The following is a 20,912-nucleotide window of genomic DNA, read 5'->3' as shown; positions in this document are numbered from 1 at the left end:
TCACGTACGGTTCTGAAGACGAGTCAGGGAGGCGACTCCTCGGCTTAGTTTAATAAATTACCCGGTACATGAGTAGAGCCGAGGTTCAGGCAGTTTTGTTGCGTCGTACCGCGCGTTGGTTGGAAGGATGGGGGCTGGACTTGGTAGATGCGGTTGAGCTTGAATGGCTTGACTCTAAACATACTAAGAACCAGGCTTTCAAGCAACTCCTCATCGAGATGTGAGGAACGCCTAGACAGATGGGTGGAAGGTTCAACTCCAATTACTGTATGACCACCCCTCACTCAGGCAACAATAGTGCGGCTCGTTCTTACTAGGAGCCTCGGGAGAACCGAGGGGTATGAGTAAGGGGATAAACGAAGGGAAACCTTCCAAAATCCTAACTGTCCTACGGATGTGAGTGAAAACCTCACCCCTGAGGAGAACAGGTGACTCCCTACCTGGCCACACCGAGACAGACGGCAATCTGTCAGAGTGAAGCTGGCAACAGGGCGCAATCAGAGGGGAAACAGATACCTAAACACTGGCGCTAACGGGGAGGCGACAAGAGTAAACAAGTCCTAGAAAAGTGTCTTAGCCTGGAGCCACAATCTGAGAGGAACATCGTGTGGACTTCATCCTTTTATTCTCCGTTATTAATTGTGACAGCTGTAAACTCCGAGAAGAGGATAGGCAAATTGGACTGCTCTAAATCGCCATAACAATCTGATAGATGGAACGAGTAAAAACACCAGCGAAATAAAGGTCTGAGGACAGGTCGTAACCTCAGTAAGTTATGCCAAACTTAATCCCTACTGGTGGGTAAGATGTGACCGGAAACTGGTCACGGGGTTCAGAAAATACAAATCAATGAAGAGCATGGGTAGACACAGACAAAAATCTAGTGACCTTTGGAAAAAGCAGGACTGGAAGCAATTCCATAAAAACCTTTTCCGCCTACAAAGAAGAGTATTTAAAGCAGTTCAAGCTGGAGATTTGAGGAAAGCACGGTCTCTACAGAAACTGATTCTAAAATCTCGTTCGGCACAGTTACTGGCTATCCGTCAAGTAACACAATTAAATCAGGGTAAACGCACCGCCGGAGTCGATGGGAAGACAGCCCTACGACACCAAGAGCGATTCAAGCTACTAAAAGAACTGAACGATTATGTCCACGTCTGGAAACATAACCGACTACGTGAAATACCAATCCCAAAAAAGAACGGAAAGGTAAGAATTCTTAAAGTACCTACAATCGCCGATAGAGCATGGCAAGTAATCGCAAAATACGCTCTCGAACCAGCACACGAGGCAACCTTTCACGCCCGGAGTTACGGGTTTAGGACTGGACGCAGTGCTCACGATGCCCAAAGACAGATAGCAAACCACTTGCAATCTAATAAAAACGGCATTAACAAAAGAGTAATCGAACTAGACATCAAGAAGTGCTTTGACCGTATCTCCCACAAATCCATTATGGACAGGTTAATTGCTCCAGCAAGTCTAAAGACCGGGATACACCGATGTCTAAAGGCAGGAGTCAACCCGGAGTTCCCTGAACAAGGTACCCCGCAGGGAGGGGTGGTCAGCCCACTACTTGCCAACATCGCACTTGACGGAATAGAGGAAATACACCCAAGCGTCCGATACGCAGACGACATGGTGATTTTTCTTAAGCCAAAAGACAATGCAGAAAAGGTCTTGAATAAAATCAAAACCTTTCTGGCCGAAAGAGGAATGGAAATCAGTGAAGAAAAAACCAGGCTAACCAAAACGACAGATGGATTTAACTTCTTGGGCTGGTACTTTCGAGTCCAATATGACGGAAGATTTAAGAGCTACCCCGCTAAGGAGAATCTCAAAAACTTCCTAAAGAAAGTAAAAACCATAATTAACAGCTCGAACTATGGTGCAGAAGTCAAAGCAAAGAAACTGGCACCCATTGTAAGAGGCTGGAGAAACTACCATAAATGGTGCTGCATGGAAGACTCACCTAACAACCTATATTTCCCGATGAAAGCTGCCGAAAGAAAATTCCGAAAGCAGAAAACAATAAATCGGTATAAATCAAAGAAACTGTTAGGAAAAGCCTTTCCAAAAGTACCATGGAAAGAAAACGGCCACACAATGGTTAAAGGGACTAAGTCCCCATATAACGGAGACTTAGTCTACTGGAGTAAGCGAAACAGCAAACTCTACAACAATGCAACCTCGACAGCTTTGAACAAGCAAAACCATTCCTGCGGATATTGCGGATTAAAATTCATCAATGAAGAAAGAGTACACTTACACCACATTGATGGGAACCACGACAACTGGAAGGAGAACAACCTCATGGCCGTTCACCAAAGCTGTCACCAATATATCCACGGGGGCAAGTCGAAAGACTAGAATACCCAGGAGCCGTATGACGGGAAACCGTCACGTACGGATTTGAAGGAGAGGTGCTCCGGGTAATACCGGACATCGACTCTAATAATTGCACCTTGACCGTTTTATCCGGTTTTCTTCCGGTTTATGACAGTTTAAGAGTATCTCAGATAATGCGGCAATGACAAACAGACCGGAACACCTGGATCAAAAACCAGGATCAACCGGTCGAGCGACTACAATCCCAACGGAATGTCTAACATGTCTGGCATACCGTTGTAAATCACGGGCAATGGTAACTTTACCAGCAGGTGATGCATGAATAAAACCGATATTTCCGTCAGCAGTACGATACACTAACCCAGTGTGGGTGACATCTAGACCAGGAATAGTAGTAGCAATGCCAATGATATCCCCTGGTTGCAGTTGATTGTAGGCTTTCCTAATCTGATCATGGGGAATGAAATTAACAGTTGTCTGCTTCAGATTAGCTTCCATGGCTACAATACACTGGTAATTTGACTCATACCTGACCAAAGATGGGTACTTACCCCTGTGTTTACTCATGTAGTTGAGAGTTTTCTGGCGGGATACTCCTCCTAAATCTAGCGCTATGTTTTTAACTGTGCCCCTTCTCTGATTGTCATCAATCCATTGAGAGAAATAGTGTAATCGGCTGCAATAGCCATTCAGATTACCATCCCCATAACGCTGGTCACGAAGGTGATTGACAAAGGTCTGTTGAGAATAATCCTTTACGGCTATCCCTCGCGCTAGGGCTAGAATGGTTTCCACAAAGAGGACGCAGTCAAATTTATTGAGAGTGATAACTAGGGTTTCTTGGCTAGCTTGGTCTAATAAGTGAGCTTTGTAGCTTGCGCCCAGAAATTGCTTTGCGATCGCTTGCATGATCTCTGGGAGCGGACGCTCAGACAAGTGGTTTGCGATCGCATACTCCATCACCTGCTCGAAACGCTTTTTATCTGCTGGGTCACTAATTTCTGGTAGGGGAAATTGGGCTATCATCAGTGACTCAGCCCTATCCTTTAATGATTCGGATATAGTGCTACTAATTAATTTACTAGTAATTAATCGTTTATGGCCTAGTTGACCAGATTCTGACTCAACAGTAGCTTGAGATACTAAACCAGAAGCCACACAACACGTGAGTATATACAAAAGCGCAGCTAGCCTCAAGCTTTTTTTCATTCTTAAACCTATAAACCTAACCTAAACCGAACGCCAAGGGAGAACCACTTTTGATCTGTTAACCCATATCTATTCACTGGTCAGTGTTAACTATTTCACTAGCCACTTTAGGGTCCACAAAATTATTTTCCTGTTCAACGTTGGCCAATTCTTCTTCTAACACTTGAATCGCGCCAGCGATCCGCAGCAACGTTTGCTTGACATTAGCTTGCTTAGTTTCTAATTCAGCCAAAACTTTTTGACCAGATTCGTACTCAGCTTTGAGTTGTTGAAGACGTTTCTCTAGTTGTTCTTTCATTGTTTAGATATTCTGCTTTAGAGGCTTGTGACTGGCTAGGAACTAATTTAACATTTGTATAATAGTTGACATCACTTGAGTTTATACAACAATAGATCAAAATGTTGTGATCTATTCTCAATTGATGTCTAGTTAACCAGCTACTAGTTAATCGGCTACTAGGAAACAACTCCCCAATCCATATAAGGCAACCTAGCCGCTGTCGCCCGAATCGCTTCTACTTGAGCAACCAGTTGTCCACAAGTATCCCAAGTCCCAGTCAGCAGCATGTTTCTTGGTCCATCCTCCATAAACACAGAAGCCTGCAACTCACCACAATAGACTTGCATCTCTTCCAAATCCAAGGTCATCGGGATTTCAGGATTCTGATGGAGGCTTGTTTGTAATTGCTTCACGGTTTCTGAGTCAGCTGTGACACAGGGAAGCCCCATCGCCAAGCAGTTACCAAAAAAGATTTCGGCAAAACTCTCTCCGACAATACCTTGAATCCCCCATCTTGCGATCGCTTGAGGGGCATGTTCCCGTGAAGATCCACAGCCAAAGTTACCATTTACTACTAAAACCGTTGCACCTTGATACTGGGGTTGGTCAAAGGGATGTTGTCCGTTAGCTTGAGCGCGGTCATCAACAAAAACCTGTTGTCCGAGACCATCAAAGGTCACACAGCGCAAAAATCGAGCTGGGATAATCCGGTCGGTGTCGATATCATTCCCTACTACAGGAATTCCTGTTCCGGTAATCATCTTTACTTCACTACTCATCAGACCTGCTCCTATACCATCAACTCCCGAACATCAGCCACTTCCCCTTTAACCGCTGCGGCTACAACCATTGCTGGACTCATCAATAATGTCCGTCCTGTGGAAGACCCCTGACGACCTTTAAAATTACGGTTAGAAGAGGAAGCACTAATCTGACTCCCTTGGAGTTTGTCCGGATTCATTGCCAAACACATTGAGCATCCGGGCTCTCGCCACTCAAACCCAGCCTCGACAAAGACTTGATCGAGTCCTTCTGCTTCCGCTTCTTGCTTGACCCGTTCCGAACCTGGAACCACAAAGGCTTTGACTCCCTCAGCCACATGATGACCTTGAGCAAATTTAGCGGCTTCTCGCAGGTCAGTCAGTCTACCATTGGTGCAGCTACCGATAAAACACACATCCACCTTTGTGCCTTGAATCTCTGTGCCTGGAGTTAGCTGCATGTACTCATAGGCTTGTTGTGCGATCGCTCTTTCTGTTTCTGGCAAACTCTCCGGTATCGGAATAGTTTCATTAACCGCAATTCCTTGACCTGGTGTAATCCCCCAGGTCACTGTAGGCGCAATGTCTGCCGCTTCAAATTTAACCACATCATCATACACGGCATCGTCATCGGAGCGGATACTGTTCCACCAAGCCACCGCCTGATCCCAATCTGCGTCCTTGGGAGCAAAATCTTTCCCCTTAAGATAGTCAAAGGTTACCTGATCCGGGTTAATATAGCCACACCGAGCGCCCCCCTCAATGGACATATTACACACAGTCATCCGTCCTTCCATCGACATCTGCTCAAAGGTAGTACCAGCATATTCATAGGCATAGCCAACACCACCTTTGACCCCTAATTTACGAATGATGTGTAAGATCACATCTTTCGGGTAAACCCCTGGGGGTAAACTGCCATTCACCTCAATTTTGCGAACCTTAAGCTTAGACAATGCCAAGGTTTGGGAGGCTAAGACATCACGGACTTGAGAAGTACCAATTCCAAATGCGATCGCACCAAACGCACCATGAGTCGAAGTATGGGAATCCCCGCAAGCCACCGTCATGCCTGGCTGAGTCAATCCCTGTTCCGGAGCAATCACATGGACAATGCCCTGATTCCCAGAGCCGATATTATAAAATCGAATCCCAAACTCCTTACTACTGTTTTCCAACGCTTGCATCATCTCCTCTGCCAAGACATCAGCAAACGGACGACCTTGGTTTTCCGTCGGAACAATATGGTCTACCGTTGCCACAGTGCGTTCCGGAAACAGCACCTTCAATCCCCGTTCCCGCAGCATCGCAAAGGCTTGGGGACTAGTAACTTCATGAATTAAGTGTAAACCAATAAATAGTTGAGTCTGACCCGAAGGCAACGTGCCAACACTATGTAAATACCAAACTTTGTCAAACAGTGTTCTCGCGCTCATTTAGAAAAGGCTTCTTACCTGGAATCCAAGACAGGGGTAATGTATTTTATCCCCAGATTCTACATTTTATTCTAAAATATGTTATTTTCAACACATATTTGACAATCTTGCTAAAAAAATTAACAGCGTCCCCATAAGTATTCAGCTATCAGCTATCAGCTTATGGGCTACATCACAGCGCTTGTGGCCTGTGCCACGGTACTTGAGGTGCCATTAGCGATCAGCATTTAGCTTATGTGCTATGGGCAACCTACGATAACAGCTTTTGAATAAAACCAGTGAATAAAACCGGTAAGCATTTGTTTAATCTGTGTTACGGAAAGCTGACTGCTGACTGCTGACCGCTGACCGCTGACTGCTGACTGCTGACTGCTGACTGCTGAAGGCTTACCCATCCCCACCAATCACTAATCATCAAATAAACCTAAGATTGGACCAAGGATAGCTCCGAACACAAATCCACCAGCATGAGCCCAGTAAGCAATTCCTCCCCCCTCCATTCCCACTTGAGCCTGGGCTCCCAGACTAGCTATGCCATTAAACGCTTGCTGTAGAAACCAAAACCCTAGATAAAATACAGCTGGTATCCTAGCTACGAAAAATATGAAAAATAGGGGCACTAGAGTCAGGATTTTAGCATTAGGAAACCTGAGAATATAGGCACCCATCACTCCAGCAATTGCTCCACTAGCTCCTAAAGCAGGGATAGGAGATAGAGCTGAAAAAAACCATTGGGCTAACGCGGCTAAAGCCCCACAAGTGAGATAAAAAATTAAGAACCTTATCCCCCCAAGTTTTTCTTCAATGTTGTTACCAAAAATCCACAAAAATAACATATTGGAGCCAACATGAAGAAAGCCAGCATGGAGAAATTGGGATGTGATGAGAGTCAAGGGTTCTGGCACAGGCTGGCCCACAGGAAAACCCTCGAAGCTAGCGGTTAACTCCTTAGGTACCACAGCATAAAGCCTAAAAAACGTGTCGAGTTCTAGTTTATTTAAGCTAAGTTCATAGATAAAGACTAAAATATTAATAACAATCAGAAGGATAGTAATATATGGCGTGATTGTGATTGGGTTTTCGTCTCTTAGGGGTACCATAAGTCGTTTTTATTTTATGAGTTCACCGAAATAGTCACACCAGATTCTAAAGCAAGTTTACACAATTAACTAATCTTTGAGTTTTTGCTAAGCAGTCAGTTTTAAACCCCCGTCTATGATCACACTGTTCTCAAGTTAACTAAAACTTGATTTGTGAACTAGAATAGGTCAGCTGATTGAAGAGTGCTAGATTTTGGCGTTGCTGATCTAAGGAATAATATCAAGTCTAGTTGGGTCAGTTACCATTTAGTACTTACCAAGTATCCTCAATCATTCCATAATTTAGCAACGCCCTATGTTTAGCTTTTGTATAATCTACCACTTCAGCAGATTAAATTGTTCCATATCCACCGTATCCCGATTACGATATATCGACAGCACAATAGCTAAACCCACTGCCGCTTCTGCAGCTGCTACGGTAATTACAAACACAGTAAAAACTTGACCCTTAATCCCTGCTGAGTCTAGAAAATTAGAGAACCCCATTAAATTCAGGTTCACCGCATTCAGCATTAGCTCAATGGACATCAGCACCCGCACGGCATTGCGGCTAGTCACTAGACCATAAATCCCGATGCAAAACAAAGCCGCAGCAAGCAGTAAAAAGTATTGGAGTTGAAGTTCCATAAATTATGATGTTTTATGTAGGTAATAGTAGCTTTTCAATGGGTAATTAATGGTTGATTTTTGCTCCTTGCTCGTTGACAGTCAACCTTCAACCAAACACTAACAAACACTAAACTGTTGTCTTATTTAGAATCACCTGGGACAGAAGCAAGCTCCCGAGGACGCTCAGGTAATGTCAAAGCTGTAGCAATTTCCTGATCTCTCGACACCAATTCCTCAGGAATATAATCCCGACGAGCTATGATAATTGCCCCTACCATTGCCATTAACAAAAGTACAGAAGCTAGCTCAAACGGCAATAAAAAGTCACTGAAAAAATGCTGACCAATCTCCACAGCAGTATTAGTAACAACCATAGCTGGCTCAATTTCGACTGACCATGGCGTTACCAAAACCATTGTACTCAGAAGCGCAAACAAACCAATACAGACTATAGCCGTTGACCCAGTGCGCACCCAGCGCTTAGTCATTGGTGTAAAATCCTCTCGCTTATTCACCAACATGATGGCAAATAAAATTAGGACATTGACCGCCCCAACATAGATTAATATCTGTGCTGCTGCCACGAAGTCAGCATTTAGGAGAATATACAATCCAGAAATACCGATGAAAACACCAGCCAGTAAAAACGCTGAGTATACAATGTTGGAAAGAAGGACAACCCCTAAAGCCGCCCCAATCATCATCACCGATAGTATGGCAACAGAAATTATCTGAACCCCTTGGGCTAGATTCATGTTTAACTTATCTCCTCGTGATATATTTTTTGCTAATCGTGATTAGTTATAAGTCATTGGTCACAGTCAAAAGTCACTAGTTAACCTTCACTAGTTAACAGTTAGTATTAACTATTTGATAGTTAACCTTCACCCTTCAACCTTGAACCTTGGCCAAAAGGCCACGCTACGCGAACAACCTTGAACCTTGAACCTTCAACCTTCAACCTTGAACCGTTAACCTTCAACCTTCAAAAGACCAATGACTAACAACTAACTCTTAACGTCTTCTTCCTTTGATTCCATTTGCTCGAGAATTTCCTCTGGGCGCATACCAGCCCGTTGAGAACCTGCTGGCAAATCATGAGGATCCATAACCCCTTTTGGTAGATAAGCCAATTCCCGTAGAGGAGTTACCATCGGGTCTTGGGTAACTTTATAGGGCAGGCGTCCCAGAGCCACATTATCATAGTTCAACTCATGACGGTCGTAGGTAGAAATTTCATACTCTTCCGTCGCTGATAGACAGTTAGTGGGGCAGTATTCAATGCAGTTAGCACAGAAAATACAAACTCCGAAATCTATACTGTAGTGCTTGAGATTTTTCTTCTTAGTAGCTTTATCAAATTCGTAATCTACCACTGGCAAGTTAATCGGACAAACCCGCACACAAACTTCGCAGGCAATACACTTATCAAATTCAAAATGAATCCGACCGCGATAGCGCTCAGAGGGGATTAGTTTTTCGTAAGGGTATTGTACTGTAATTGGACGCCGTTGCATGTGATCAAACGTCACCGATATCCCTTGACCAATGTAGCGAGCAGCTTGCACAGTTTCTTTAGCGTAGTCGCCAACCTGTTTGAGGAACTTTAGCATAATATTTTAGTGTCTCTCTCTTGATTCTAGTCCTGAGCTCTGATTTGTGATTTATATCTTTTTTTTTCAATTATACCCTGTCCGTTTGACTACTTATTATTAGTATGGATTTATCATTATTTTTGACTTTTTTTCAATAAAAAAGTAGCCAGTAAACGGACTTGATATAACTAGTAACTAACCACCAAATGCAATTGGAAATGCCAATTTAAGAGCAGCAGTTAATAGAAGATTTACCAAAGCTACTGGTAGTAGAAATTTCCACCCTAAGTTAAGCAATTGGTCAATCCGAACCCGAGGCAGTGTCCAGCGTAACAGAATAGCTGTAAAGATCAGGAAGTAAGCCTTTAGCAGGGTCATGGTAATCCCTAAAGAAGCAGTAATCACCTGCAACCAGGAACTGGTTTCACTCACCCCTAGCCAGCCGGCGAGTTTATCCAGAGGAATGGGGAACTCCCACCCACCCAGATAGAGCACTGCTACGAGCAAGGCAGACAACACGAGATTGACGTAGGAACCAACATAGAACAAACCAAATTTCATCCCGGCGTATTCTGTCTGATAACCAGCCACCAGTTCTTCTTCTGCTTCGGGTAAGTCAAAGGGAAGTCGCTCGCATTCTGCCAAGGCCGAAATCCAAAAAATTAGGAAACCTACTGGTTGACGCCAGACATTCCAACCGAGAATGCCGTATCCGGATTGCTGATCAACGATGTCAATGGTGCTGAGGCTGTTGGACATCATGACAACAGCTAGAACCGCTAATGCTAGAGGAATCTCGTAACTGATAGACTGAGCTGCAGCTCTTAAGCCTCCGAGTAAGGAATACTTATTATTAGAGGCGTAGCCAGACATTAACAAACCAATCGGCTGAATGCTCGACAAAGCAATCCACAGGAATATGCCTGTGCCCACATTGGTAATTACCAAGTTTTGTCCAAACGGTACAATCAGGTAGGAGATAAATACAGGCAGTACAACCAGGATTGGTCCGAGGGTGAATAATAAAGAATCAGATTTGGCTGGAATAACATCTTCTTTGAAGACGAGTTTGATGCCATCTGCTACAGGCTGGAGTACCCCTAGAGGTCCAGCGTATTCTGGACCAATGCGCTGTTGAGCAGCAGCAGAAATTTTTCGTTCTAACCAGACCACTACCAAAACCCCTACGGTGGCAACGGTAATCATTAGAAATAGGGGTAATGGCATCCAAATGGCTTTAGCTGCACCAGCGGGGATGCCTAGATCACTTAGCGATTGAATAAAACTGCTTTGGAGGTCAATTCCTGGATTCATATTTTCCCATGAAGGTTATCATTGAGACCATCGATACCGCTGGTATCAGTGGGTATAAGTTTCTTTATGAAGATTTTTTGAGAACTTCAGTGTCTAGTATATACTTGAGAGCTGAATTTCTCCCCATCACCCAATCACTCCTTGTCTATCCTAGAGGTGTAACTATTAGCCAGATATCTTACTAAGCCTTAGCAAACCTTACTAAAGTTAAGTATACTAGATTTAGTAAGGTTCACGGTCAATGAAAAAATATGTCACTCCAAAAGAGGCAGCCGAGCACCTCGGAGTCTCGATCTCAACTCTTAGGCGGTGGGACAAAGAGGGGAGACTCGACAGTATCAGGACAAAAGGGAATCAAAGGCGGTTCTGTGTCGAAGGAGAAACTCCGCAGATTAAGCCCATTGTCTGCTATGCAAGAGTCTCTACCTACTCCCAACGGGATGACCTCGATCGACAAGCTCAATTTTTACGGGCAAAATACCCAAACGCAGAAGTTATTACAGAAATTGGGTCAGGACTCAATTTTAAGCGGCGCAAGTTCCTCAAAATACTGGAACGAATATACAGCTCTGATATCTCAGCATTTGTTATCGCTTACCCAGACAGAGCAGTTAGATTTGGTTTTCCATTGCTTGAGTGGTTGTGCCAAAAAGGCAAGGTTAAACTCGTGGTTCTCAATGAACGCAAATTGTCCCCAGAACAAGAGTTGGTCGAAGATATCCTGTCCATCCTCCACTGTTTCTCTGCTAGGCTTTACGGACTCCGGAAATACCAAAAACTTCTCAGCAAAGCGGTACAAGAAAAAATCTCGGAACCAGACGGTGAAGTTGACACCAAACAGTGTCTTGAAGATCAGGGTGTTTCCATCTAAAGAACTTCATAAAGTATGGAAAACTTGGCTTAATGCTTATCGCTGGGTCTATAACTGGTCAATAGCCACAATCAAAAACGGCTATCAAGGTAGTACCTACGATCTACAGAAAATAGCAAGAAGCGCTGATAGACCAGAATGGGTAAAAACCCTTCCAGGTCATCAACTACAAGAGGCAGTAGCTGATGCGATCGATGCGTCAAAACAAGCGAAAGTCAATAATGGTTTTGCTAAATTTAAGTCCTGCCGAGAAACAAGTCAGGTAATTAAGTTCAAAGCGGGGGACTTCAAGAAAGGTTCTTGGTACCTAACAAAGGTAAAAGGCTTGTCTTTTCGTTCACCTCAAGGCTTTCCTAATGAATGCATTTACGGTACCCAGTTAGTGTGGATTAAGGGAAAATGGTATGGCGTCTTTCCTGAATACATTGAGCCGACTCCCACTCAGAAAGACAGGGTGATCGCTTTAGACCCTGGGATCAGAACTTTCTTGACTGGGTTTGATGGTGTCAGCTACATCGAAATAGGAACTGGTGACATTGGTAGAATTCAAAGGCTTTGTCAACAGTTAGATCGGTTGATGAGTCCCATTGACTTAAGCCCTGCAAAACGTCAGAGACGAGCAATGAGGAAAGCTGCCCATCGATTGCGTCAAAAAATCCAAGATTTAATTAAAGACTGCCACAATAAATCAGCTTCAATTCTAGTCAACAACTACAAGCTGATTTTTCTGCCCACATTTGAGACCTCTGAGATGGTAGTAAAATCAGCCAGAAAGTTAAATAAGAAAACAGCTCGTAATCTGCTCAATTGGAGCCACTATAAGTTTCGTCAGCATTTGATTCAAATGGCTGATCGCCATGGTGTGAAGGTGGTCTTAGTTAATGAATCTTACACGAGTAAAACCTGCCCAAAATGTGGGCACATTCACGAGAAATTAGGCGGTAACAAAAAATTTCAATGCCCAGAATGTGGTTTCTTTTTACCACGGGATTGGAATGGCGCGCGGAACATAATGATCCGCGCTTTGTCGGCAACAACCATCAGGTTTTCACCTGGTGCTATACAGGTCATTCCTGCTGATGAGCAGGTTTAGACAGGTTAAATGTTGCACCTAAAGCATTGCTAGGATAGCTCTATCGCTATTGTTTTTATATATAGGGTTCATCACCAATTGGATGGGAGTGCGATCGCGCTGTATTGATACCGCTTAGGCCACGCTACGCGAACACATTTCTACTTCAAACTTCTACTTAACAGACTTCAAGCTAAACTTTCAAGTACATCGACCCATCTTTGACCCCAATGAGCCTGTGCATAAATCCTGGGTGTCCTCAGCCCCGTAACCCTGATACAGACCTATTCTGCTCAAGCTGCGGTTCTGAGTTATTGCTGGCGGGACGTTATCGGGTCAGCCGATTACTTGGAGAAGGTGGCTTTGGACGAATCTATGAGGTGACTCACAAGGGAATTGCCAAGGTTCTCAAAATTTTGATTAACGATGAACCTAAAGCTGTAGAACTTTTTGAGCAAGAAGCCAGAGTTCTGACTCAGCTCAATCACCCAGGTATTCCTAAAGCAGAGGAAAATTTTACCTTCTTTCCCAGAAACCACCAAACCCCCCTATACTGTTTGGTTATGGAAAAAATCTCTGGGCTTAATTTAGAGGAGTATCAAGAAAAACGAGGAAATCGCCCAATTGATGAAAAATTAGCCTTGGATTGGTTATTTCAAATCGTTGATATTCTCCAAGCAGTTCATCAGGAAAACTTTTTCCATCGAGATATCAAACCTTCTAATATTATTTTGCGTCCAGATGGACAACTAGTATTAATTGATTTTGGCACAGCACGCCAAGTTACCGAAACCTATATGGTAAAACAATCTGCTGGGAATGTTACCAGTATGATTTCCCCTGGGTATACTCCCCTAGAACAAATCCATGGTCAAGCGGTACCCCAATCGGATTTCTACGCCCTAGGACGGACATTTGTTTATTTGCTGACAGGGCAAGAACCCTCAGATTTGTATGATGCTGGTAATGATATCTTAATGTGGCGACCCCATGCACCACAGATTTCTTCGGAGTTAGGGGATTTTCTGGATAGTCTGATGGTGCGAGTTTATCAACGTCCTAAGGATACTCAGGTTCTTTGGGAAAAGTTACAAGCAATAAACTCCGAACTTAATCCTCCACGGCCATCCCAGAAACCAGATGATTCTACTGTTAATAGACCGCAATCAAATCACGTGGGGGGGTTTGGCAGTTTAGGAATAGCTGTAGCTGGATTTTTTAACCAATTTCAAAACTCTGACCCCTCACCATTCGAGGGAGTGACCCTAAACTCTTTTGACTTCGATGTGGTAACTCTAGATAAATACGGTGACATTAAAAAGCGCCGCCGTCACCAAGCCCAATATTTCACAGAAGACTTAGGCAATGGTTTAGGGCTAGATATGGTGTACATCCCTGGAGGAAGATTCCTGATGGGTTCACCAGAAACTGAGAAGGGACATAGCGATGATGAAAGTCCACAGCATGGGGTCAGAGTCTCTCCCTTCTTCATGGGAAAGTTTACGGTTACCCAGGCTCAGTGGCGGACTGTAGCAACATTATTCCAAGTCTCCCCTTCCCTAAACCCCCAGCCCTCCAAGTTCAAAGGCGATACTCTGCCAGTGGAAAAGGTATCTTGGTATGAGGCGATGAAATTTTGTGCTATACTATCTAGGCTGACTGGACGAAACTATCGGCTTCCGAGTGAGGCGGAATGGGAATATGCCTGTCGAGCTGGTACCAGTACGCCATTCCACTTCGGTGAAACCATTACTACCAATGTGGCCAATTACGATGGCAACTGTACATACAGCTCTGAGCCAGAAGGGGTATATCGAAAACAAACTACTCGTGTAGGTAGCTTTGGTGTAGCCAATTCCTTTGGTTTGTATGACATGCATGGGAATGTTTGGGAGTGGTGTGCTGACCATTGGTACCCAAACTACCTAAGCGCTCCCGTTGATGGTAGTGCTTGGCTAAATAGTATCAATGAGTATGATCATCATTCCCGGCTTCTGCGCGGTGGTTCCTGGGATATCATTCCTGGGATATGCCGCTCGGCTTGCCGCTTCAGCTATATCCCGGCAGACAATATCGAAGTCAACATTGGTTTTCGGGTAGTGTGCGATATTAGTATTCCTTAATGGGTTGACCATGGTTAATAGCCGTTGAGGGATTGTTGCTGGTCTCCTGTTGCTGGTCTCAATGGCAGCAAGAACTCAGCAAGAACTTACGAATGCGTTCGCGTAGCGTAGCCCTTCGGGCTAATCGCATCAATAAAACCCATACAATCAACCAATACAAGTCAGCCTTCATCCTGCAAAACCCGATAACCAATATCCCGACGGTAATACATCCCTTCAAACTGGATACAATCCATAGCGCTATAAGCAACTGATAAAGCTTGCGCTATTGTTTTACCGGTGCCGGTAACCCCCAAAACCCGACCACCACTGGTAACTAGCTCCTTCTGTTTCAGGGTAGTACCAGCACGGCAAACTATTGCTCCATGTTGTTCAGCTTGTTCAATACCAGTAATTACCTTACCCTTTTCGTAAGCTCCCGGATACCCCTTAGAGGCAGCAATCACACAAGCCGCAGCCCCTTGTTTCCAAGTAATAGTTGGTAATTGCGCCAGTCGCTGTTGGGTACAAGCCAGAAGCACCTGATCTAGGGGAGTTTCTAGCAAGGGTAGGATAGCTTGAGTTTCTGGATCCCCAAAGCGACAATTAAATTCCAGAACCGTTGGGTTTCCTTCTGGAGTAATCATCAATCCTGCATAGAGAACCCCCCGATAATCAATTCCCCTGACCTTTAAAGCCTCAAGGGTAGGATTAAGAATTTCCTTTTCAATCCGTATGCTTAGCTCTGGGGTAACAATCGGTGCAGGAGCATAAGCTCCCATCCCTCCGGTATTGGGACCGGTATCCCCTTCCCCAATTCGCTTATGGTCTTGAGCTGGTACTAAGGGACGAACCGTCAAGCCATCCGTAACAGCCAAAACCGAAACTTCTTGACCGGTGACACACTCTTCAATGACCACCGTCTCAAACCCATTCTGAAAGAGTGACTCCACAGCCGTTTCGGCTTCGTCTATCGTAGCCGCAACAGTTACTCCCTTACCGGCTGCTAAGCCATCGGCTTTAACCACAATTGGTGCTACCTGGGTTTTGACATAAGCCAATGCTGGTTCTGGTTCCGTAAACACAGCAAAACTTGGGGTAGGAACACCAGCCGACTGCATCAAATCCTTTGCCCAAGACTTACTCGACTCAATTTGTGCTCCCTCCTGGGTGGGACCAAACACAGGGATATCTTTACTTTGGAGATAGTCTGTAATACCTAATGACAGTGGCAGTTCTGGACCAACCACCACTAGAGATATATCGTTAACCAGAGCAAACTCAGCAATTGCTTCAAAATCTTGAACGTTTAATAAAAGATTTTGGCAACCTCTTAGTGTAGCGGTGCCACCATTACCAGGAACACATATGACCTGCTGAATACTTTGAGATTGCAGTAGCTTCCAAGCAAGGGCGTACTCCCTTCCCCCATTGCCGATTACCAAAATCTTCACGTTTTTTGTACACTCTGTGGTGAATAGTCTATCTTATTCTATGAGCTTACCAAAGTATTGAATCCATTTTTACCAAAAAAAAATTTGTAACTATTTAAAATAGTATGCCAGACTAGATTTAATATACATCTACATATCAACTAGTCTAACTAAAGCTTAGGCAATAGTTTGAAATCTTAAATTTATGGCTCTTAATATCGTTACGGGTGCTGCGGGTTTTGTCGGTTCTCACCTAGTAGAAACCCTTTTGAATCAAGGTGAGCGAGTGATTGGTATTGATCAATTTAACGATTACTACGATCCCAACCTCAAGCGCCGGAATATTGAAAATTTTAAAGAGCATCCCGCTTTTGAGTTAATCGAAAGTGATATTCAGACCCTTGATTGGCGATCGCTCCTAACCGATGTAGAGGTAGTTTATCATCAGGCAGCACAAGCTGGAGTTCGTGCCAGTTGGGGGGATGGTTTTCGGGATTATACCGAGCGCAATATTAATGCTACCCAAATTCTACTCGAAGCCGCCAAAGATGCCAAACATCTGACCAGATTAGTCTACGCTTCCAGCTCTTCAGTTTATGGTAATGCCGAAGCCCTACCGACATCTGAAACCATTCTGCCCCAACCGGTTTCCCCCTATGGGGTAAGCAAGCTAGCCGCAGAACACCTATGCTTACTGTATTACCATAACTTTGGTGTACCCGTTACTGCCTTACGCTATTTCACCGTATATGGACCGAGGCAGCGCCCAGACATGGCATTTCACAAATTCCTAAAAGCGATTCTCACGGATGAATCCATTAGCATATATGGTGACGGAAAGCAAACCCGAGACTTCACCTTCATCAAAGACATCATAGCCGCGAATCTGGCTGCAGGTACTAAACCAGCTGCTGTTGGGGAAGTGTTTAACATTGGTGGTGGTAGCCGAGTGGTGCTAGCGGATGTTCTCGACACCATTGAACAAATTGTTGGACATCCCATTAAGAAAAACTACATCGAAAAAGCCAAAGGAGATGCACGTCACACTGCAGCAGACATTACCAAGGCCAAAACCTTGCTAAGTTATCAACCTCAGGTATCCCTATCCCAAGGCTTAGCCCAAGAATGGGAATGGATACAAAATTTGTACGCTCCTGTATAGCGCTACGGGCAAGGCAAAAGGCAAAAGGCAAAAGGCAAAAGGCAAAAGGCAAAGGTGCGCTTTCCGTTGGCGAATTAAATTCGCCACGGGTCGCACCTAAAAGTTGACTAAAACAGCTTTTGCTTCTTTTATCAATGTCAAACATCTTAATGGGTACTGCTGTATAGAAGTGATCTAAAGCTCAACCCCAGCTATTTGAAAGGCTTGTCTAATTGCGCCAGCTAATTCCGATTGGTACTGTTGCAGGTAATTTTTCTCAAAACCCATCCTTTTTTCTCAACAATTTTACAGAATTTTTTGCCAGAAACAGATTTCATACTGTAACTTCCACAATTTTGCTGTTTGGTTCAGGAATATAGGAATTGCTGGCAACTTCTAACCAACCTTCAATTGCATCTTGAAGATTTGCTAAAACCTCTTCCATTGTGTCTCCCTCAGTAATGCAGCCAGGTAGTGCGGGTACTTCTGCCCAAAAACCACCTTCTTCTGCTGGATGTATTGCGACCTTAATCTGCATTTGGGTTTGCTTGCTCAATAGTTTTTTCTGTATTTTAACTCATCACCTCATGGATCAATCAGATGATCCGGCTTAAATAATCTAGTTAACTAGACTACAGCGAACATTAGTATAATCTCAAAGTCTTTTGCGGTAGCAACCACTTCAGTTCTTTTTCCTATAATCCCAAGGCTTAACCGCTGCGGGATTCCCCCACACTCCTAACTGATTGGCGATCGCATATTCCGAAGCCGCCTTAACTGCATCCCACGAGGGACAATCATCTTGGTACTTTTCATAAGGATATAGTTGTTTCAATTAAGGATAAGACGGTAATAATGTAAAATAAAAAGGGTATATTTTTAATAACTTACAGCAATTCTTGATGCAGCGCGGTCTTGGGGTTTACCCCAAGACCGCGCTGCATCAAGACAGAGATAGAAAAGAAAGAATCAAGTATTTAATAACATTAATAGAAGTCATAAAGAGATATGGAATTAAAAGCCTTGGACTCAGATTCACTTTAGGATTAAGACTACAGGTGGACAGACAACCCGAACATACTAGCCCTTCTTCGCCTTACTGCTGGGATTAATAGCTGGTATCCCTCTGGCTCTGTGAGCTGGTGACCTGGGTTAAAAATCAATTCTATACACACATTTTATACATACTTCCACTCAATTTTAGATGCGATTACCCTGGATTTAGGGGTGGTCAAATCGATCCGAAAACCTCGAGTTCGATTAATTGTGGCTCCCTTTCCTGAGACTCAAAAAAGTAGTCCAGATTTTTTCTTTCGACCGATGCTCAAACCTTCTTGAACATTGGGATTCAGCCTTAAGTTGTCACCAATGGAGTAGAGTGGGCATCCTGCCCGCTCGAAAATAAGGAGGAAACTGGCAAGATGCCAGTTCTACACAAGATGCCAGTTCTACCAAGATGCCAGTTCTACCAAGATGCCCATTCCACAGGTGCGACCCAAGGGCGATTTACTCGCCACGAGGCGCGCACCTACTCTTAAAATCATTCCATTATTAAGCAACGCCTTGGCATCACTGCAATTCCTTATACAATTCCTTAAACCGACGCTGCTGCTGATTATGATCAACAATTGGTGCTGGATACCCACACATTTCGCGATCGCTTTCAGGAATCTTCCCAGTCACAACATACTCCGTATCCACAGAACTCAACTCCGGTAACCATTCCCGAATATACTCACCGTCCGGGTCAAACTTTTTAGCCTGACTAGCTGGGTTAAAAATTCGCAATGGTTTAGGATCCATCCCACTAGAGGCACTCCATTGCCAACCACCATTATTAGCACTCAGGTCTCCATCCCATAACCGCTGCATAAAATACTTTTCCCCCCACTGCCAATTAATAATCAAATCCTTAGTCAGAAAACTAGCAACAATCATCCGACAGCGGTTATGCATCCATCCGGTTTGATTTAACTGCCTCATGGCAGCATCAACGATCGGGTAGCCAGTCTTGCCCTCACACCAAGCTTGAAAGAATTCTGGATTATTCTCCCAGGGAAAATCTTGGAATTTCTGGCGATAAGGCCCTTGTGCTAATTCTGGGAAGAAATACATGGCATGTTGGTAAAACTCCCGCCAACCCAGTTCCTGTTGCCAAGTTTGGATACTTTGCCGAGCTTCATCACTGCGACTCAAATTATAAGCATTCTGAGCGGCCTGCCAAACCGTGCGAATCCCAATCACACCAAACTTGAGAGCAGCACTAAGTTTGGAGGTACCATCTACCCCTGGGAAATTACGTTGTTCCTGATAATCCCCAATAGTGCGATCGCAAAATTCCTCTAGTATCTCTTGGGCTACCTTTTCCCCTGGTGCTACTAACAATTCATTGTCCCAGAGATACCCCAAATCTTTAGCGCTAGGTAAATCCCTCACCCCTGCTGCTAAGGCATGGTCTTGTTCTATTTCCGTCAGGGATTCAACCCTAGTCAAAGTTGCTACAGGTTCTGCCTTAGATTGACCTTGCCAATTTTTCCAGAAAGGAGTGTAGACAGTATAGGGATTGCCAGACTTAGTAAAAATTTCTCCTGGTGCATGTAATAACTGATCCCAATAGTTATAGACAGCAATACCCTTTTCCTTCAAAGCTGCTGCTACAGCTTGATCCCGTTCCTTGGAATAAGGTTCCACATCCCAATTCCAACAAACAGCTTTAGCCTCCAGAGCAGCAGCTAAATTAGGAATTCCTTGCCTAGGGTCTTGATGTAATATTAATAGTTGACTACCAGCTTGTCTGTAACTTTGCTGCAATTGTTCTAAGCAGCCAATCATATAAGTTACTCTTGCTGGGGCAATATCATCCCGCTCTAGAATAATAGGGTCAAGGCAGAAAACACCAACAAGCTTAGGACTGAGCTCAAAAGCAGCAGCTAGTCCCACATTGTCAGAAATGCGTAAATCACGGCGATGCCAGAATAGAATCAGGTTACTCATTCAAAAACGGACGAGCCATAAAAAAGCTGGAAATAGATTTAGCATCCACTGGCTCACCCTCCAAGATAGCTTGTTCTAACTCCTTTGGTGTCATTAAAACCACCTCTATATCCTCATCAGCATCTTGCTTAGGAGGGGCTTCCAATTTCTCCAAATCCTGCGCCAGAAACGCATAAATGTACTCATCAGAATAGCCAGGAGCAAGGGGAAATTTACCCAAAGATTTCCAGCGATGAGCGCGATAGCCAGTTTCTTCTTCTATCTCCCGTTTAATAGTTTCAGCTGGGTTTTCATGGGATTCTACCGTACCAGCAGGGAATTCCAAAAGACGCCCACTAACAGCAAAGCGATATTGCCGTACGAGTACCAGTTTACCATCGGGTGTTACCGGTACCGCCAAGGAACCACCAGGGTGACGGATACATTCCCATTGCCCTTCTGATTGATTAGGAAGACGTAGAGAATTGACTTCGAAGCTAAATCGTCTTCCTTGGAAAAATAGGTGTTTTTTCAGAAGTTCTGGGGGTTCTTGACCAGGTAGCATAAAAAAATAAAGGATTAAAGATTAAGACAGTTTAGCCCTTGGAGGAGTTGTGCGATCGCAAATCCCGTCATTGATTTTACCTAATTCGGGCAATTTGTGCCA

The 20,912-nt window shown here is 44.1% G+C and carries 20 protein-coding genes; 6 read left to right on the top strand and 14 right to left on the bottom strand.

The genetic code is table 11. From position 1 onward, the window contains the following. Positions 1-68 precede the first annotated feature (68 nt). Both BJP37_RS35815 and BJP37_RS06810 read left to right on the top strand, forming a co-directional pair. Positions 69-224 carry a hypothetical protein gene (locus tag BJP37_RS35815; protein ID WP_330359411.1) on the top strand — a complete coding sequence of 52 codons (156 nt, stop codon included), beginning with the start codon at positions 69-71 and terminating at the stop codon, positions 222-224. A 634-nt stretch (positions 225-858) separates the two neighbouring features. Further along, positions 859-2,370 (top strand): group II intron reverse transcriptase/maturase, encoded by a 1,512-nt coding sequence (locus BJP37_RS06810; protein ID WP_075905829.1) that lies wholly within the window; start codon positions 859-861, stop codon positions 2,368-2,370. Between the two features lie 186 nt (positions 2,371-2,556). On the opposite strand, the gene BJP37_RS06805 is transcribed toward BJP37_RS06810, so the two are convergent. The 9 genes from BJP37_RS06805 to nuoH all read right to left on the bottom strand — a co-directional run bounded on the left by BJP37_RS06805 (position 2,557) and on the right by nuoH (position 10,653). Then, positions 2,557-3,558, bottom strand: a complete 1,002-nt coding sequence (locus tag BJP37_RS06805) for an N-acetylmuramoyl-L-alanine amidase-like domain-containing protein (protein WP_075897496.1) — start codon at positions 3,556-3,558, stop codon at positions 2,557-2,559. 73 nt (positions 3,559-3,631) lie between these two features. Further along, positions 3,632-3,856 (bottom strand): hypothetical protein, encoded by a 225-nt coding sequence (locus BJP37_RS06800; RefSeq protein WP_075897494.1) that lies wholly within the window; start codon positions 3,854-3,856, stop codon positions 3,632-3,634. A 158-nt stretch (positions 3,857-4,014) separates the two neighbouring features. Beyond that, entirely contained in the window at positions 4,015-4,617 is a 603-nt protein-coding gene (leuD, locus tag BJP37_RS06795) for a 3-isopropylmalate dehydratase small subunit (protein ID WP_075897492.1), read from the bottom strand. Positions 4,618-4,628: 11 nt separating this feature from the next. Beyond that, positions 4,629-6,035: a 3-isopropylmalate dehydratase large subunit gene (gene leuC, locus BJP37_RS06790; RefSeq protein WP_075897490.1), complete on the bottom strand. Its 1,407-nt coding sequence runs from the start codon at positions 6,033-6,035 to the stop codon at positions 4,629-4,631. 407 nt (positions 6,036-6,442) lie between these two features. Next, the gene (locus BJP37_RS06785; protein ID WP_075897488.1) at positions 6,443-7,135 is read right to left on the bottom strand and encodes a rhomboid family intramembrane serine protease; all 693 of its coding nucleotides are present in this window, start codon (positions 7,133-7,135) and stop codon (positions 6,443-6,445) included. A 315-nt stretch (positions 7,136-7,450) separates the two neighbouring features. After that, on the bottom strand, positions 7,451-7,762 hold the full coding sequence (gene nuoK / locus BJP37_RS06780) for an NADH-quinone oxidoreductase subunit NuoK (protein ID WP_071103186.1): 312 nt from the start codon (positions 7,760-7,762) through the stop codon (positions 7,451-7,453). A 122-nt stretch (positions 7,763-7,884) separates the two neighbouring features. After that, positions 7,885-8,499: an NADH-quinone oxidoreductase subunit J gene (locus BJP37_RS06775; protein ID WP_075897486.1), complete on the bottom strand. Its 615-nt coding sequence runs from the start codon at positions 8,497-8,499 to the stop codon at positions 7,885-7,887. 252 nt (positions 8,500-8,751) lie between these two features. Further along, a complete protein-coding gene (gene ndhI / locus BJP37_RS06770) occupies positions 8,752-9,357 on the bottom strand; it encodes an NAD(P)H-quinone oxidoreductase subunit I (RefSeq protein WP_071103184.1) in 606 nt (201 codons plus the stop codon). Positions 9,358-9,534: 177 nt separating this feature from the next. After that, positions 9,535-10,653, bottom strand: coding sequence for an NADH-quinone oxidoreductase subunit NuoH (gene nuoH, locus BJP37_RS06765; RefSeq protein ID WP_071103183.1), 1,119 nt, complete (start codon positions 10,651-10,653; stop codon positions 9,535-9,537). 241 nt (positions 10,654-10,894) lie between these two features. On the opposite strand from nuoH, the gene BJP37_RS06760 reads away from it, so the two are divergent. The 3 genes from BJP37_RS06760 to BJP37_RS06750 all read left to right on the top strand — a co-directional run bounded on the left by BJP37_RS06760 (position 10,895) and on the right by BJP37_RS06750 (position 14,719). Beyond that, positions 10,895-11,524 carry an IS607 family transposase gene (locus tag BJP37_RS06760; RefSeq protein WP_075897484.1) on the top strand — a complete coding sequence of 210 codons (630 nt, stop codon included), beginning with the start codon at positions 10,895-10,897 and terminating at the stop codon, positions 11,522-11,524. Continuing rightward, on the top strand, positions 11,511-12,617 hold the full coding sequence (locus tag BJP37_RS06755; protein ID WP_075897482.1) for an RNA-guided endonuclease InsQ/TnpB family protein: 1,107 nt from the start codon (positions 11,511-11,513) through the stop codon (positions 12,615-12,617). Before BJP37_RS06760 ends, BJP37_RS06755 begins: the two co-directional genes overlap by 14 nt. Before the next feature lie 209 nt (positions 12,618-12,826). Further along, positions 12,827-14,719 carry a bifunctional serine/threonine-protein kinase/formylglycine-generating enzyme family protein gene (locus tag BJP37_RS06750; protein WP_075897480.1) on the top strand — a complete coding sequence of 631 codons (1,893 nt, stop codon included), beginning with the start codon at positions 12,827-12,829 and terminating at the stop codon, positions 14,717-14,719. A 161-nt stretch (positions 14,720-14,880) separates the two neighbouring features. On the opposite strand, the gene purD is transcribed toward BJP37_RS06750, so the two are convergent. After that, the gene (gene purD / locus BJP37_RS06745; protein WP_075897478.1) at positions 14,881-16,152 is read right to left on the bottom strand and encodes a phosphoribosylamine--glycine ligase; all 1,272 of its coding nucleotides are present in this window, start codon (positions 16,150-16,152) and stop codon (positions 14,881-14,883) included. A 184-nt stretch (positions 16,153-16,336) separates the two neighbouring features. On the opposite strand from purD, the gene BJP37_RS06740 reads away from it, so the two are divergent. Further along, the gene (locus BJP37_RS06740; RefSeq protein ID WP_075897476.1) at positions 16,337-17,293 is read left to right on the top strand and encodes an NAD-dependent epimerase/dehydratase family protein; all 957 of its coding nucleotides are present in this window, start codon (positions 16,337-16,339) and stop codon (positions 17,291-17,293) included. A 313-nt stretch (positions 17,294-17,606) separates the two neighbouring features. Here BJP37_RS06740 and BJP37_RS06735 read toward each other — a convergent pair whose 3' ends face one another. The 4 genes from BJP37_RS06735 to BJP37_RS06725 form a co-directional block, all read right to left on the bottom strand. After that, a complete protein-coding gene (locus tag BJP37_RS06735) occupies positions 17,607-17,810 on the bottom strand; it encodes a type II toxin-antitoxin system HicB family antitoxin (RefSeq protein WP_008182203.1) in 204 nt (67 codons plus the stop codon). A 144-nt stretch (positions 17,811-17,954) separates the two neighbouring features. Then, complete coding sequence (locus BJP37_RS38695; protein WP_158069467.1) at positions 17,955-18,107, bottom strand: hypothetical protein; 153 nt, start codon at positions 18,105-18,107, stop codon at positions 17,955-17,957. A gap of 734 nt (positions 18,108-18,841) precedes the next feature. Continuing rightward, on the bottom strand, positions 18,842-20,266 hold the full coding sequence (locus BJP37_RS06730; RefSeq protein ID WP_075897474.1) for an FAD-binding domain-containing protein: 1,425 nt from the start codon (positions 20,264-20,266) through the stop codon (positions 18,842-18,844). Continuing rightward, on the bottom strand, positions 20,259-20,810 hold the full coding sequence (locus BJP37_RS06725) for an NUDIX hydrolase (protein ID WP_075897472.1): 552 nt from the start codon (positions 20,808-20,810) through the stop codon (positions 20,259-20,261). The genes BJP37_RS06730 and BJP37_RS06725 overlap by 8 nt, the downstream gene beginning before the upstream one ends. Between the last annotated feature and the right edge of the window lie 102 nt (positions 20,811-20,912).

It is taken from the genome of Moorena bouillonii PNG, from assembly GCF_001942495.1.
GTDB classification, from domain to species: domain Bacteria; phylum Cyanobacteriota; class Cyanobacteriia; order Cyanobacteriales; family Coleofasciculaceae; genus Moorena; species Moorena bouillonii.
This window is presented reverse-complemented; position numbering and strand designations above follow the sequence as displayed.